At 33.2% G+C, this 15,308-nt stretch carries 13 protein-coding genes; 6 read left to right on the top strand and 7 right to left on the bottom strand.

All coding sequences use genetic code 11. The annotated features are described in order from the left end of the window. Positions 1–20: 20 nt before the first annotated feature. On the bottom strand, positions 21–254 hold the full coding sequence (locus tag QEJ31_RS15630) for a KH domain-containing protein (protein WP_148698833.1): 234 nt from the start codon (positions 252–254) through the stop codon (positions 21–23). A 207-nt stretch (positions 255–461) separates the two neighbouring features. Here QEJ31_RS15630 and QEJ31_RS15625 point away from each other — a divergent pair, with 207 nt between their 5' ends. Next, positions 462–2,684, top strand: coding sequence for a hypothetical protein (locus tag QEJ31_RS15625; RefSeq protein ID WP_280591574.1), 2,223 nt, complete (start codon positions 462–464; stop codon positions 2,682–2,684). Here the strand turns inward: QEJ31_RS15625 and QEJ31_RS15620 are convergent. From QEJ31_RS15620 to QEJ31_RS15600, 5 genes are all read right to left on the bottom strand, one after another. Next, entirely contained in the window at positions 2,608–3,360 is a 753-nt protein-coding gene (locus tag QEJ31_RS15620; RefSeq protein ID WP_280591573.1) for a hypothetical protein, read from the bottom strand. The two genes, QEJ31_RS15625 and QEJ31_RS15620, sit on opposite strands and share 77 nt — an antisense overlap. A 23-nt stretch (positions 3,361–3,383) precedes the next feature. Further along, a complete protein-coding gene (locus QEJ31_RS15615) occupies positions 3,384–3,941 on the bottom strand; it encodes a phosphatase PAP2 family protein (protein WP_280591571.1) in 558 nt (185 codons plus the stop codon). A 1-nt stretch (position 3,942) separates the two neighbouring features. Next, the gene (gene tkt / locus QEJ31_RS15610) at positions 3,943–6,042 is read right to left on the bottom strand and encodes a transketolase (RefSeq protein WP_280591570.1); all 2,100 of its coding nucleotides are present in this window, start codon (positions 6,040–6,042) and stop codon (positions 3,943–3,945) included. 95 nt (positions 6,043–6,137) lie between these two features. After that, the gene (locus QEJ31_RS15605; protein ID WP_280591559.1) at positions 6,138–6,860 is read right to left on the bottom strand and encodes a hypothetical protein; all 723 of its coding nucleotides are present in this window, start codon (positions 6,858–6,860) and stop codon (positions 6,138–6,140) included. Between the two features lie 20 nt (positions 6,861–6,880). Beyond that, positions 6,881–7,141 (bottom strand): glutaredoxin, encoded by a 261-nt coding sequence (locus QEJ31_RS15600; protein ID WP_280591558.1) that lies wholly within the window; start codon positions 7,139–7,141, stop codon positions 6,881–6,883. Positions 7,142–7,341: 200 nt separating this feature from the next. Here QEJ31_RS15600 and QEJ31_RS15595 point away from each other — a divergent pair, with 200 nt between their 5' ends. Further along, positions 7,342–7,746: a hypothetical protein gene (locus tag QEJ31_RS15595; protein WP_280591557.1), complete on the top strand. Its 405-nt coding sequence runs from the start codon at positions 7,342–7,344 to the stop codon at positions 7,744–7,746. 7 nt (positions 7,747–7,753) lie between these two features. On the opposite strand, the gene QEJ31_RS15590 is transcribed toward QEJ31_RS15595, so the two are convergent. Then, positions 7,754–9,421 carry a glycosyltransferase family 39 protein gene (locus QEJ31_RS15590; RefSeq protein WP_280591555.1) on the bottom strand — a complete coding sequence of 556 codons (1,668 nt, stop codon included), beginning with the start codon at positions 9,419–9,421 and terminating at the stop codon, positions 7,754–7,756. A 213-nt stretch (positions 9,422–9,634) separates the two neighbouring features. Between QEJ31_RS15590 and QEJ31_RS15585 the strand changes: the two genes are divergently transcribed. The 4 genes from QEJ31_RS15585 to QEJ31_RS15570 are packed head-to-tail and all read left to right on the top strand — an operon-like array spanning position 9,635 to position 15,240. Further along, positions 9,635–12,001: a TonB-dependent receptor plug domain-containing protein gene (locus tag QEJ31_RS15585; protein ID WP_280591553.1), complete on the top strand. Its 2,367-nt coding sequence runs from the start codon at positions 9,635–9,637 to the stop codon at positions 11,999–12,001. Positions 12,002–12,015: 14 nt separating this feature from the next. Then, entirely contained in the window at positions 12,016–13,017 is a 1,002-nt protein-coding gene (locus QEJ31_RS15580; protein WP_280591552.1) for a hypothetical protein, read from the top strand. A 46-nt stretch (positions 13,018–13,063) separates the two neighbouring features. Further along, complete coding sequence (locus tag QEJ31_RS15575) at positions 13,064–14,083, top strand: adenosine kinase (RefSeq protein WP_280591551.1); 1,020 nt, start codon at positions 13,064–13,066, stop codon at positions 14,081–14,083. A gap of 32 nt (positions 14,084–14,115) precedes the next feature. Beyond that, positions 14,116–15,240 (top strand): L,D-transpeptidase family protein, encoded by a 1,125-nt coding sequence (locus tag QEJ31_RS15570; protein ID WP_280591548.1) that lies wholly within the window; start codon positions 14,116–14,118, stop codon positions 15,238–15,240. Positions 15,241–15,308 lie beyond the last annotated feature (68 nt).

Below are 15,308 nucleotides of genomic sequence, written 5' to 3'. Positions count from 1 at the left end.
TATGTCAAAATAATAATATTCTATTCGTCAATAATATGTAAAATATATCTTTTGTTTTGTTTAGCTGCCCCACAATTTAAAATAGTTCTAATGGCATCTGCGGTTCTACCACTTTTTCCAATGATTTTTCCAACATCTTCTTTCGCAACTTTTAATTCTATAACATTTGTTTGTGCGCCATTAATTTCATTAATTTCAACTTTATCCGCATTGTCGACAAGAGACTTCGCAACATATTCAATTAATTCTCGCATAGAAGACGCAGAGGAGGTGGACATAGCGGGAGACTCCTTCTTTTCACAAAACAGTAGAATGATGAGTATTCGGTTCTTCTTTCGGTAAAGAACCTGCCAAACTTTAGTAACCAATGTAAATGAATATTTCAACATACTCTAGGCATCCTCAAGTTCTATGCCAAGTAAACGATACCAAATCAGCAATATAGTACCGGGAGAGATTCATTGTCTGGTGGTCAATTTGAATTAAAAAATGGCAATCTGTTTGTTTTAGCCGAAGCTGCTGGCGGAGTCTATAATGGTGCTCAGTTACGTTTAATTTGTGATGTAGCAGATGATGTTTCAGTTTTTTTAAAGGTAACTGAAGATCAAAGAATTGGATTTATGGTTCCCAAGGAAAAGCTTTTAGATCTGCACAGTAAACTTTCTAAATCTGGTATTTTATTAAAACACTATCGAAATCATTCTATTTTATCACCAAAAGCTTGTTTAGGTGAATTGTGTAACAAGTGCCAACAAGATGCATTGGGTGACGCTATAGAAATTTCACCTATTCTAAATGAAAAATTTAAAGAGTCTTTTACAGCACTTACCATAGGTATGAATGGCTGTTCCACAGCCTGTGTCGCCTCTGCTACAGATGATATTCATGTTATAGGCGAAGAATCTGGATACAAAGTTTTGATAGGTGGTAGATCTTCAGGAGAGCCAAAACTTGCTGAATTCTTGATTGATTCTATTAAAAGAGAAAAAATTGGTGAAACAATATGCAATATTTTAGAAACTTTTTCTCAGAATAAGCAAGAAAATGAGGGGTTAGCTGAGGTTGTTGGACGAATTGGACTGTCTCCATTTAAACAAAACTTAAAGTCTATTGGAGTTTCTGGAGAAAGTGCAGATTCTACACAAGCGCATAGCGGTGGAGATGAAGAAGATATAGCTGCAACTCCATTAAATGAAGCGGCTTTAGAAGAAAAACTTCAGGCAGAAGAAAGCGCAGCTCCGGCAGAAGAAAGCGCAGCTCCGGCAGAAGAAAGTGTGGCTCCGGCAGAAGAAAGCGCAGCTCCGGCAGAAGAAAGCGCAGCTCCGGCAGAAGAAAGCGCAGCTCCGGCAGAAGAAAGCGCAGCTCTGGCAGAAGAAAGCGCAGCTCTGGCAGAAGAAAGCGCAGCTCCGGCAGAAGAAAGTGCGGCTCCGGCAGAAGAAAGCGCAGCTCCGGCAGAAGAAAGTGCGGCTCCGGCAGAAGAAAGCGCAGCTCCGGCAGAAGAAAGCGCAGCTCCGGCAGAAGAAAGTGCGGCTCCGGCAGAAGAAGAAATTCAAGTAGATTCTACTGAAAATTTGCAACCGAGTACTATTGCTGCAAGTTCAGAAGAAACTGTTGATTTTGCTGCTGAAGCAACAGCCGAGTCTACTAGTACTGCTGCCTCCGTAGAACAAGCAGAGGAAGCTCCCTTAGAAATAGAAGAAGAACAAGCAGTTTCTAACGATTCAGTAACTAAAGATGAAGGAGAGTCTTCTTCTCTTCCTGAAACAACTATAGATAATGCAGAAAATACTGAAGAATCGGCATTAGAAGTCGATGAGTCTGCAGCAACAATGCCGAAGGAAGATGATGAGTCTTCAGAAAACCCTGTAGAATCTCCCGCGTTAGAAGTTGCGGGAAATGAAGCTGAATCAGAATCAGCTGAAGTAACAGCAGGTAGTGAAGCAAGTGATACGGAAGCTATGGAAGAGCCTCCATTAGAGATAGCTGGCGCAGAAGAAACTGTTTCAGCTAGTGTGGAAGAACCAACTGCAGAAGAACCTCTTGCACAAGAAGTGCAAACAGATGAGGAGCAAACTTCTGTAGGGGAGGAAACCATGAAAGAAGAAGCTCCAGCAGAAAATAAAGAAACAACAGAAGAACCTGTTGCTACAGCAGAAGGATCTGAAGAAAAACCTCCTGTAGAAATGAAAGAGTTAGATATAGTAGATGATACGGCGGAAGCGTCTGTAGAAGCTCCTGCTGCAAGTGATGAAGAAATAAAAACAGCATCACCAGAAGACCTTCAGGGTGGAGACGCTCCGCAACCAATTGATCATGGTTTAGGTGACGATAATTCTGTTAGTGAAGTTGGTGAATCAAGTGGAGCAACTGCTGAAATTCCTGATGAAGCTGCTCCAATTGGTTTAGATGAAGATGTTACCCCAGCAAATGTTCCTACAGGAGTAAACAAAACCTCCATCCAAGTTAGAGGAAAATATTTCATGGTTATTTTGTCAGATGGTTCTGACTTTAGAATCCCTTTTAAAACAATTCAAGCTGGCAAAATTTTAGAAATGCAGATAGAAGATGAAATCTTTATTGTTGAAAATGTTGATGGAAAATTGCAGGTTAAATACGGTGATTTCGAGATGCACGTTCCTTTATCTCATGGATCTGTTGATGAAACGACGGAGGGGGCTGCTTAGTTTTTGCTAATTTTTCAGCAATTTCATGAATTTGTATCATTAAATAGGAATTTTCCTCGGTCCAAATTAATTTTTTTGGAAAATGTTTATTATACCATTTCATTTTAATCTCGGTTTTTTTTGCATAAATATCATCATTCATTAATCCAAAATGTTCCCAATATAACTCTCTTTTCCCAATATAAATTGTAAAATCTGGATAATAAGTTTTTCCATCGGCTGATAATGGTTTTTCGTAGGTAAAAAGTATATTATTTTCTTTCAGTTTTTCCGCAATGAAAACCTCACTTTTACTCCTCACTTTTAGGCCAAATGAAGTTAATACTTGAGGGCTACCATATGTATTGCTTTTCTTCTTTTTGTTTTTTTGCGGAATTTTTTTTATAAATTTTGATTTTTTTATTGGTTTTTTCATAATACTATATATTTTAACTATTGCAAATTGGAATAAATTTAAAAGAAATAAATAAAATATGAATATTATATTACTTGAGTAAAAATTTTTATTTTTTAGCAAAAAAAATGCAGCAAAGAATAAAATAAGGTAATTTATAAATCTTATTTTTGCTTTTTCTTTGCCTAACAAAAAAGTTAAAAACAAAAAAGAAACAAGCAAAAAAGATAAAAAAGTAAGAAAATAGTTTGATATTAAAAAGCTAGATAAACTAGGTAACATCCTTGTTTCCTGTTTAAAGATGATTATTTATATTTTTTCACTAATAAAAATCCAGATATAGTGCAAAGAATGATAGAAGCAATAACATCAATAGGCCAATGAGCTAGTGAATATATTCTTGTAAATCCAACTAATGATGCTAAAGGTAAACTAATTAATGCATATTTCCAACCATAACGTAACGACATAAAAATAGCACCGGAGAAGGCTCCTGACGTATGTCCACTTGGGAAGCTCATTGTACCTCCGCGAGGTCGTAAATCACTTATTCCAAATACCTGACTTAGTCCTAATTTAAAAGCCCAAGTTATACTTAAAATCACTATCAGCATTTTGATCATTTGGATTGCACCTGTTTTATCTTTTTTCCAAAGAACAGGCACTAATACATATACTGGTATAGCAATTTGAATAATAGATCCTATTATTTCTATCCAAACATGCGCAGATTCTTTATAATTTAGTACTATATTTATTAATAATACTAATAAAAGACATGCAAAATAACAAATATTAACATTTTTAATATTTATTAATTCTTTTTCGTTCAAATGAAAGTTAATAGATTTTAATAACTTCATTTTAACGCCTTAATTGTAAATGGTTTAAAATAAAATTAGAAAATTTATTTTTTTCAAAACCAAAATGTTCTGCTAAAACTTTTGCTGGAGCAGATGCGCCAAATGATTTCATACCAAATATTGCACCATCTCTTCCAACAATTTCTCCCCAACTTTGAGTTGAACCTGCTTCAATCGCAAGTGTTGGTATTTCTTTTGGTATTAACTTATTTAAAGTAACCGGATTTTCTATTAAAATTTGTGGTGCTATACAGCTTACAACACGGATTGATAGAGTTAAATTATTTTGATTTAAAGATTGAAATGTTTCTTTTTCTAATAGATTAGCAGTTTCAATAGCAAGAGAAACTTCACTGCCTGAAGCAACAATAATGGCCTTTATTCCAGAGTTTCCTCCAAAATCCTTAACAATATATGCCCCTTTATCTAGACTTTCTTTTACCAAAATAGATTCTCTTGGAATTGTTAGAAAATGATCTAAATTTGTTAAATCCTGACGGGTAAGTAATAATGCTGTAGGTTTATTTTTTGTATTTACAGCTTTTTCCCATGCCAAATAGGTTTCAAGAGCATCCCCTGGGCGATAAACAAGAAGATCTGGAATTGCTCTTAAGGCGGCAGCATGTTCAATTGGTTGATGAGTTGGTCCATCTTCTCCCACAGCATAACTGTCATGAGTCAAAATAAAGATAGTAGGTAATTTCATTAAAGCAGCTAAGCGGATGGAAGGACGCATATAATCAGAAAAAACAGCGAAAGTTGCACAATAAGCTTGAAATCCTCCATGCAGAGAAATGCCGTTACAGATAGCGGCCATTCCATGTTCTCTAACACCAAAGTGAATATTTCTGCCTGAAAAATCTTTTCTATTAATAAATGTTGTATTTGGTAAAGTTGTTAAATTACTTCCTGCCAAGTCAGCTGAACCACCTACTAGTTGTGGATTTAAGGCGGCTAATTCACATAGAGCTTTGCCACTTGAAACTCGTGTGGCCATATTTCCTTTAGCGGCATTAAGAACTTGATCGGTAAATTCGATTGTAAGCTCTTTATTGAAATGTTGCTGCCAAAGTTTTAGTTTTTCAGGTTCATTAGATTCCCAAAAATGTAATGTTTTAGATAATTGTTTTTCCCAAATTTGATATTTTTGTGAACCGATTTCACGTAAATTTTTAGCCGAATCATAACACTCTTGTGGAATATAAAATGGTTCTACGTTTTCAATTCCTAAATGCCGTTTTGCATCAACGACATCTTCTGCGGTCATTGGGTTTCCATGAATTTTAGGTTTACCTTCCCATTTGGGGGAGCCTTTTCCAGGAACACCTTTACAAATAATAATCGTTGGTCCTGTTTCTCCATTAGGCATTTTAGAAAAAATAAGAGCTTGTTCCATAGCTTTCGCGAGGGATTCAAAATCATTTCCATCTGCAAGAAGTACATTCCAACCATAAGCTTCATATCTTTTTTGCACATTTTCACTAAAAGAAATATCTATGGTTCCATCGATAGTAATATTATTAGCATCATAAAGTGTGATAAGTCTGTTTAATTTTAAATGCCCAGCTAAACTACAAGCCTCGGAACTAACGCCTTCCATCAGACAGCCATCACCTGCTAAAACAAAAGTCCTATGATCTATCAATTCATTATTTTCAGTATTAAAACGAGCAGCTAACATTCTTTCAGCAACTGCCATACCTACAGCATGTGAAATTCCTTGTCCTAGCGGGCCAGTTGTACATTCTATTCCAATTGTGTGACCATATTCCGGATGCCCAGGAGTCAAACTATTTAATTGTCTAAATTCAACTATTTCCTCTTTAGATATAGGATAGTTAGCCATATGTAAGAGAGAATACTGGAGCATACTTCCGTGCCCAGCTGATAGAATAAAACGATCTCTATCTATCCAATTTGGATTTTCTGCACTGTGTTGCATAACTGCAAAATAAAGGAGGGTGCCTATTTCAGCACCCCCCAATGGCAGACCTACATGCCCAGATTTTGCTTTTAAAACTGCATCCATTCCTAAAATTCGAACAGAAAGAGCAATATTTTCCAAATCTTTTTTATATTTTGCGACAAAATTTAAAAGCATAAATGGCTCTCCTAATTGGGGAAGAAACAAAGGATATAAAATCGAGGAAAAACTACATTTTCTTTGTCATTTTTACAAGTAGCTATTAAAGAAGATTAGGTTCCTTTTGAACGATCAATAGTCTTTTTTTTAGGCAAAGCACTTGTTAAAAGATTATAAATATCTGCAGATATACTTTCAGAATAACTTTTAACAGAATTATCTATACTTTCTTGATATCTCAGAACATGTAAGTCTGGTGTCCATTGCATATACTTAATAGTATTTCCGTCGATATCTCCAATTTCATTAAATGTAACAGGAGTGATATTTCTTGCTGAATAGCGTTTTGACCAAATTACTTTTCCATCATTTAAATCAATAGCTTTTGTTTCAACAACGAGGGATATTTTTTCTTGTGCAGGCGATTTGGTTGAGTGACTAAAGGACTTTGGCAAAGAAGTATTTGAATCTGCAATTTCTGGGTGAATAGCAGCGCATTTAAAAGCTCCACTTGCTACCGTTGTATTAGCAGGGTTACGGCAATCATCGATTGATACAATATCTTGAATTCTATCAGCAATAATAATTTCAATTGCCCATCTAGCATATTCTGCAGAAGTTATATTTAAATCAGAATTTAAAGCTAATTTTTGGCGAATTGCTTGGGTTAAACGACTGGCATTACCAGAGTAAGAAGATTTATCGATAGCTGCTGGGATATATACATTTGTAAATTCGTCTGAAATATGGTTTTTCTTGTTACTAAATCCAATTACGCATCCACTAATAGATGCACTTAAAACAATTAAACCAACTACTCTAGCAATTTTAAACATATTATTATTTTCGTATTAAGTTAGTTTTTTCCAAGTAAATTTAGAAGTTTTCCCTCTTTATGAAGTTTATTAGCGTCATCAAAACCACCAATAAATTTACCATCAATGAATATCATTGGAACAGTTCTCCAGCCGTTATTTTCTGCAGAAAGCTTTGCTCTCAAATCAGAATCACTATCTAAATTAATCTCTTCATATTCAACATTTAGACTTTTAAAAAGATTTTTTGCTGCGTTGCAGTAGGGGCACACAGTTGTTGTATAAATGAGAACTTTTGTCAAAATAAAACTCCTTTTGAAAAGATGGTTTTTTGTTGTTGAAAACAGAAAACCAAAAAGACTTTAATACATAATATAAAAATAAGCTATCAGCTTTAAGAATTTCAAATTTTTTTGAGCTTGTTTATTTTTCTTTCGGTTGTATTATCGAGACTTAAATTGCACACCATCAAGGTGTCCTTTAAATTATGTGAGGTTAGATTATGCATGTGATCTGGAAAAGGCCAGACGGGTTTCAAAATGCACTCCCAGATGATTTCAGGCGGGTTGCTTTGAGTAACGGAGCTCATTTGTGGCTTCATAGGCATGAACTTGATTGGTATCCCTTTCAAGTAAGTGGAGATTGGGAAGGGCAAGATCAAACCAAACGTTTAAATCGATTAGTAAACATGCTTGATGCACCTTTATCTTCTTGGAAGACATATTTGGAACAATTATCCGACAACGAGCTAGATGATAGAGAAACAAATTCTAGCACAAAAATTGTAAGTAATCTTATTGAATGGATCCAAGAGTTAGAAAACTCAGCAAAAGGTCACACTTGGGAAATTGAAATTGTAAGTTGTGCATTAAAAGATATTTTAGAAAAACTCAAAAATTTCAATTAAATTGATCTTAAAACTTTATTTGCTTTATTTGTTTTTCGTAAATTTCTTTTAATTTTGTTTCTTCTTTCATTCTTCCCTTGAGATAAATTATATTTTCTCCTAAATAGGGGTAAATATGAATTTCTTTCTTTTCATGAATATCCATAACTTCTTCAATTAAATTTTGATCGAAATGGTCTTTACTTCCAAGAATGATTATATTGCAATTTGCCAATCGAGGGAGGTTATCTCTCCATAAATAAAATGATGTATTAATAAAGTCAAAATTATATATTTTGGGTTGATTTTGAAAATGAAAAGCCATTTGAGCAGTCCAGTACCATTTCAAAGATCCAACTACGAATTCTGAACCTTTGCAACTTAATTTGTATGGATTAAAAGGTTTTGTTTCAATATCTACTAGCGCTTGTTTTTTTAAATCATATTGTAAATTTTTCCAAGCATAAACTTGAAAAAGGTCATCTGCGTTGCCCTTAAAAAATACATATGAACGTATTAAAAACTGATTGAATTGATCAAAACACAAAATAGTTGGAAGTAAGACTGAAGTAATTAAGGAAATTTTTAAATAAACTTTCCATTTTTTAAAATGTTTGTTTGTCAAAGGATGCCATTGAATTGCGAATGCTGGTATGAGAAGAAAAAATCCAGGCATTGTCCAATGTGGTAAGGCTTGTTTTCCCATTGCAGAAATAAAAATAATTATAAATAAAATCAAAAAAGGAAAAATAACTATATTATTGATTGAGTTTAAATATTTTTTTCGTTTTAAGTTTTGAATAATAAAAATAAAAAATGCAAGAAAAAACCACGGGTATAGATAAAAAATCGTACCTAATAAAAATTTACTAAATCCTTTTAGATTAAAAGAAAACCCTGCAAAACCATGTTGACTTTGAAAATGAAAAGAAGCGAATTGGTGTTCTATATTCCAAATAAAAACTGGACTTACAATTAGAAGACTACTGATAATAGTTAATAACCAAAATGGAATATCACCAACACTTTTTTTAAAACCCCTATAAACAACAATGGAAAGAAAAAATCCTAAACTAATTGGAAGGGCATGATATTTTGAAAGACCGGCTATTCCTATAAAAAAACCAGCAAAAATAGCATACTTTATTGGTAATTGTTGGAGTTGTTTCCTTTGTTGTTTAGAAATAGCAGATAGTAAAAAATAAAGAGATCCTGAAATTCCAAATAATAAACCATTATCTGGTAGTAATATAAATCCTTCCATCGTAAAAACTGGGATGAGTTGAGTCAAGATTATTACGGAATATGCCATTTCATTTGTAAATAATTTATTTTGTATTGAAGCTAATTTATTTGCGCTAAATAATAAAAATAATGTAGAGATTAAATAAAAAAAAGGAAGAAAAAAACGAACACCTAAAGAATTGTCAAAAAATAAATTTCCAAGAAATCCTTGCCAAGCGACAAATGGGGGAGCATCTACATAACTAAGTTGCGGAGATCTTGCCCATTCCCAATAATAAACCTCATCATTTGCCATTGGAAAGAAGATAGACCAAATGATCCGTATCAATAGAAATGAAAATAGGATTAACCAAAAATAAGTTTTTTTTAAATCAAATGGTTTCTGGAAGAAATCAGTTGTTTTTTCAAATGAGTTCACACATTGCCTTTCAGTTGAATGATACTCTATCATAAAAAGTCTTAACGAATAATAGAGAACCTTAAGAAAGCTTATTATATTGAATACGCAAAATTGTAAAATAGCAAAAAAAATAATTTTGATTAAAAATTAAGCAAAATTATTTTTCAAATTTTTGAATTTCATATTTTGAAAAATAATAGTTTTTTATGTTATTTTTATCTGAGTGTTTAATTATTGATAATGTAAATATTATAGGTTCAAACAATGTTGAAGAAAAACGTACCGCTCATTATCATCGTATTGCTTTCAAATCAATTGATCTATTCCCAAAGCGTATTTGCGCAAGATAAAACACAAGATGCTAACCTTGACGGAAAAATAAAAATTCAAGGAAAAGTTCGAGCATTAGGTTCAAGAACAGACATCGTGGATGCTATGATATTTGATGAAAGTAATCGTCAGATTACAACCAGATCAAATAACGATGGTTTTTTTACTTTAATTGTTAGTAAAACTTCAAAAGGAATTGTTATTCGGGCTGAAAATTTTCAAGATTTGAAAATTAAAATTGAAGATGGAAAACTCCAAAGTGAGTCTCCTTTCTTACTTGAACCAGCACCAGAATATGGCGGTTATGGAATTATTAGAGCAAAAAAGAAAGATGAAATATCTCAAACTTCATTTCAAGCAGATGAAATAGATCAAGCCCCTGGTACTTCTCGTGATGCAGTTAAATTGTTGCAGACGTTACCTTCAGTATTACCAGCTAGTGTTGGAAGTGCTGATATCGTTGTACGAGGTGGATTGCCTGGAGACAATTCATATTACTATGATGATTTGCTGTTACCTTTTATTTTTCACTTTGGTGGAGCACAAACTATTATTCCTAGTAGAATGATAGAATCTATGGATTTTTATCCTGGCGCTTTTAGTGCTCGATATACAGATACAATTGGCGGTGTTATTCAGCTTAGATCTCCTGGAAAAATTCCAAAAAAATTATCTGGAGAATTTGAACTTGGGATGATCCAAAGTGGTATTTATTTAGAAGGAAACGCTTTTGGTAAAGAATCAAATGATTCTGAAAAAGTAACTACAGATGCTGTTCAAGCAGATAACTCTACTACAAGTGAAAAAGATAATGATGCTATTGGTTATCGAATGGGTTTTAGACGAACATATTTAGAGCTTTATAAACCACTTATCCAAAAATTAGCAAGTGATTCCAGTTTTGTTACTATTCCACAAGCAACAGATTATCAATTTGTTTTCAATGGAAATCATTCGACCGGAACTTGGCAGGCGTATCTTTTAGGGGCAGCTGATAGAGTTTCACTATCGTCTGACATTGGTAATAGTAATACAGCTTCAGGTAAAAATAGTTTTAGTTTCTACAATTATACTGAAGTTTCTGGATTAAAGTATAGTTTTAATTTAGGAAATGGTTATGGACTTAGTGTATTTGGTGAACAGCGATATCTCGTTTTTCAACAAAATATTTTTAATGATGTAATTGATGCAAAAAGTCATTTATTTGTTTTAGGAACTGCATTAGACAAAAAAATTAATGATCAATTTTCATACACATTAGGAATAAGGCCTAAAGTAGCTAGAAATCAAGTCGGTTTTGATGTCGTTCAGTATCCTAGTGGAGATCCTACGGTTTATTTTGATCCCGAGTTAGCTCCAAGAAATAAAACCTCTGTTACAGTTAATTATTTTTATGGAGATACTTATCTTGATTTTACTTATTCACCAATTAAATCTTTAAAATTTAATCCGGGGGTTAATGTTTTAAAAGGACCCTCCGCAAACCAATTGGCAATAGATCCTAGGATTGGTGTTAAATATGAGTTTATGGAAGGACAAACTTTAAAAGCTGCTTGGGGTTATTATAGTCAATTACCAGCCATTCAATATTTGATATCAGGATATGGAAATCCCAATTTAAATTTAGAAAGAAATATTCAGTATGTAGTAGGACATGAAGCAAAATTCTTTGATAATTATTCAACAGATCTTCAGTTATGGTATAAAACAAGCAATAATTTAACCGGTCCAGCAGTAAGCGATCCAAATAATAAATTTGAAAATTCAATTCAGTCAAGAGCAAAAGGAGTTGAGTTTTTTCTAAAGAAAAAACCTTCTGATTTTTGGTTTGGCTGGATAAGTTATGGTTGGAGTATGGCGGAAGTAAGGGATCCCGGAAGTGGTGCTTGGCGTTTTTCAGATTATGATAGAACCCATTCATTTAATTTAGTTTATGGACAAAAGATAACGAGTCGTTGGAATGCTGGTTTTAGATTACAATATATGACTGGTAATCCTTATTCCACTGTGCAAGGTGGTACTTTTAACCAAAATACTGGGGTTTATGCCGCAGCTCCTGATGGAAATACTTATCTCATAAATAAAAATGACGGTCGTTCTCCATACTTTATGGAAGTTGATTTTAGAACCGAATATGACTTTTTATTTTCTGATTGGACTTTAACATCATATTTAAATATTTTAAATTTATTTAATAGAAGTAACGTTGCATACACTACTTTTAATCGAGATTATTCAAATACAGTAAGTGTAACTGGGTTACCAATTCTTCCTTCTATTGGTGTTATTGCAAAATTTTAAAATAAGGATTTTCTATGTTAATTTATCGAAAAAATTTATTTTTTGTAACTTTATTTTTCTTTTACTCTATTATTAACAGTTGTAGTCCCACTGATAATAATTACTATGTTATTAATAAAGTAAGAGTTGTTGCTGCAGTTTTTCAAAATTCTGCATTAGTTTCAGGAAGTTCATTTGCAGGTACTTCCACACAACAGTTTCCAGTTAGATTAACCTCTTCAACAAATTCTTGTTCTTCCACTCATTTTTATTTGGTTGCAATATCTCCAACTTCAGAAGTTCCGACTTTAACAATTAATAGTATTACTGCTTTTGCAATAGGAAATAATTATTTAAGCAATGGAGGTGGTGCTAGAGGTACAAGTGCAGGAACTAGTGGAACTTCTGTAGCATCAAGTTCGTTTTTTAATTCATCGACAACAACTACAGTACAAACATCTCCTTTTAGATTAACTATATTTGATTTTCCAGTTAATTGCGCAAATCTAACTACAACAAATTTAAATTCCTATATGTCACAAGCAAAAGATATTCCAGGTTTTCAGATTTCATATACAGTCAGTTCTAGTTCTTCCAGCGATAATGGTTTTTATTCTTTTTATTTTTTACCTGAACCTACAGATACATGGTGGACATCAACAACTTTTCCAACAAATGCGGATTCTAATAAAGTTACACAAATTAAAAATGGGCTCGCAGTAACGAATAATCCTTTATTAATTACAAGTATTTCTCCAGCTAGTAATTCTTTAGTTTCAGGGAGTAATGTTAATTTAAATATTAATTTAAATTCTCCAACAGTTCCATCTCCAAGAGATCCAAACAATTCTTTGTACACACCTAGTTCTAGAGTCCAGTGGTATGTTTCTACGGGCTCTATAAATTTAGACACAGCTTCTTCAACTACTTGGAATCCTGGTGTAGGTTCAGGTAATACAGTTGGTGGGTTGGTAGTTGTCAGAGACTTACTTGGTGGAGTTGATCTAAAAATTTTAGGTCCATTTACTACCCAATAATTTCTTCAGATGTTTCTGAAGAATAAAGTACAATTTAGAGGTATATATGATTCGGAATACTTTCTTTTCTTCAGAACAGTTTAAACATAAACTAGATGTTGTTTCTATTGAAAATGCTTTGATAGACTTATTAGTACGTGCAAATGATACTGATTTAAAAAACTTTGGAATGACCAAAGGTATTATGCAGTTGGTTGATGAAGATACACAAAAAAAAGTAATACATAATTTAGGCAATGTAAAACCTGAGGTAGAGTTAGGTGGTAGTGCATCTAATGCAGTAAGAGGATTAGCTGTATTAGGAGCTAAAACGAGTTACAGTAGTTGCGTAGGAACAGATGCTTACGGAAAAGCGTTTGCTAGTCGTTTAGCAGAGCTAGGAATTATCAATCGGCTTTCTGTTCAAGGTGAAACGCATACAGGAACCTGTTTAGTTGTTGTAACTCCAGATGGAGAAAGAACATTAAATACCTATCTTGGTGCTTGCCGAAAGTACATGCCAACGGATTTGCCTTTTGAGGATATAGCGAATTCAAAAATATTATTTACCACCGGATATATGCTTGATACTCAAAATCAAATCGATGCTTTGCATGCGGCAATTGATTTTGCTCTTTTAAATGATGTCAAAGTGGCTTTTGATGTGGCTGATCCCTTTGTTATAAAAAGACACGGGAAAAAAACAATTTTTTCACTCCTAGAGAAAACTCATTTAGTTTTTTTGAATGCAGAAGAAGCTAAAATTTTACTTGAATTAGACCCGAAATCTGCTGCAATAGAACTAGCTAAAACTGTTCAACTATCTGTAGTTAAAGACGGTGAAAATGGGGCATATATTGCCTACGACGAAAATGTAATTTTTATTCCTGCAAAAAAAGTAGAAGTTGCCGATACAACTGGTGCGGGGGATATGTTTGCAGGCGGCTTTATGTATGGTCTTTGTAACGGCCTAACTATTGAACAATCTGGTCAAATTGCAACACTGTTAGCATCCGATACAGTTTCATACATGGGAGTTCGTCTTTCATCTAATATCCGAGCACAAGTAGAAGCTATTATTAGATAATTAGCTCTACACTTCTGGATAAAGGGAGTGGTGTGAAGAGATTTAGTAATTACATAAAATCTAAAGATAATTTTGTATTAACTATAATTTACAGCTCATTCCTAGTTTTTTCTATTTTTAATAGTGAAAAAATTTATTCGCAAGAGACAAAAGATTTATTCGCACAAGAAAATAAAGAATTTTTTCAAAAACAACAAACAAAAATAAAAAGCGAACTCACTACAAATTTAGTTTTAAATCAAATTCCATCTGCCTTTGTAAGTTTGGGAGCTTATCTTCCTATCCATGCAATTGTGGTTGAAAAAAACCTACATAAATTAAGTGTTTTTAAAATGTTATTAAATGGCAATTACACATTAGTAAAAACTTATTTAGCGATCACGGGAAAAGAGCAGGGAGATAAAAAGTTTAGGGGAGATAATCGAACTCCTGAAGGTATTTACTTCATTGTTGGGCAAAAGGATGGTTCTGATTTAATTCAAAAATGGGGTCCATCTGCAAGAAAATATGGTCCAAAAGCATTTGTGCTCGATTATCCAAATATCTTTGATAAGAGGCAGAGAAAAACAGGTTCTGGTATTTGGATTCATGGGGTTGATAAAGACGACCGTATGCAACGGCCTTTTGATACAGAAGGTTGTGTTGCTTTAAGAAATGAAGACGTTTTAGATATTTCTCAATATATCTCTGAATATCAAACTCCAGTTGTGATTGTTGATCGTATGCCTGTTGTTCCGCATGAAGATCTTTTAAAAGAAAGAGCAAGAGTCTCTGAAATGATTGAATCATGGCGGACAAGTTGGGAAAATTCTGATTTTGAAACTTATTTAAGCTTTTATTCTCCTCAATTTCAATCATTGGGAAAAAGTAAAGAAGGTTGGTACGAGTATAAGGAAAAGCTGTCTAAACTTCGTGCAGGCGAAATTAAAGTAGAAATAAGTCAACCAAAAATATTAGCGTTTAGAAATCAACTTTTAGTTGAATTTACCCAAAGATATTCATCTCCAGATAAAAAAGATTTTGGAAGAAAATATTTATATTTGAGAAAAGAAGGAAATATTTATAAAATTATTGCAGAAAAATGGTATGCAATCCCAAAGGGAAAGTCAGAATTGGCGGTTACTAATGATACTTCTCCGCAAAAAAGAAGTGATTAAAATATAATAATAGTTTTCTTCTAACTAATTCAAGTCTTTCTTTACTTACCACGATATTAACTTGTTAA

Origin of the sequence: Pigmentibacter sp. JX0631, from assembly GCF_029873255.1 — a bacterium.
Taxonomy (GTDB): Bacteria; Bdellovibrionota_B; Oligoflexia; order Silvanigrellales; family Silvanigrellaceae; genus Silvanigrella.
Note: the sequence above shows the minus strand (reverse complement) of the source record. Positions and strands in the feature narration are given on the sequence as shown.

What these genes read in the sequence shown, in the direction of transcription:
- QEJ31_RS15615 (WP_280591571.1), bottom strand. Translation starts at nt 3,941, where the DNA reads ATGAAGTTATTAAAATCTATTAACTTTCATTTGAACGAAAAAGAATTA.
- QEJ31_RS15620 (WP_280591573.1), bottom strand. Translation starts at nt 3,360, where the DNA reads ATGTTACCTAGTTTATCTAGCTTTTTAATATCAAACTATTTTCTTACT.
- QEJ31_RS15595 (WP_280591557.1), top strand. Translation starts at nt 7,342, where the DNA reads ATGCATGTGATCTGGAAAAGGCCAGACGGGTTTCAAAATGCACTCCCA.
- QEJ31_RS15585 (WP_280591553.1), top strand. Translation starts at nt 9,635, where the DNA reads ATGTTGAAGAAAAACGTACCGCTCATTATCATCGTATTGCTTTCAAAT.
- QEJ31_RS15605 (WP_280591559.1), bottom strand. Translation starts at nt 6,860, where the DNA reads ATGTTTAAAATTGCTAGAGTAGTTGGTTTAATTGTTTTAAGTGCATCT.
- QEJ31_RS15590 (WP_280591555.1), bottom strand. Translation starts at nt 9,421, where the DNA reads ATGATAGAGTATCATTCAACTGAAAGGCAATGTGTGAACTCATTTGAA.
- QEJ31_RS15630 (WP_148698833.1), bottom strand. Translation starts at nt 254, where the DNA reads ATGCGAGAATTAATTGAATATGTTGCGAAGTCTCTTGTCGACAATGCG.
- tkt (WP_280591570.1), bottom strand. Translation starts at nt 6,042, where the DNA reads ATGCTTTTAAATTTTGTCGCAAAATATAAAAAAGATTTGGAAAATATT.
- QEJ31_RS15575 (WP_280591551.1), top strand. Translation starts at nt 13,064, where the DNA reads ATGATTCGGAATACTTTCTTTTCTTCAGAACAGTTTAAACATAAACTA.
- QEJ31_RS15580 (WP_280591552.1), top strand. Translation starts at nt 12,016, where the DNA reads ATGTTAATTTATCGAAAAAATTTATTTTTTGTAACTTTATTTTTCTTT.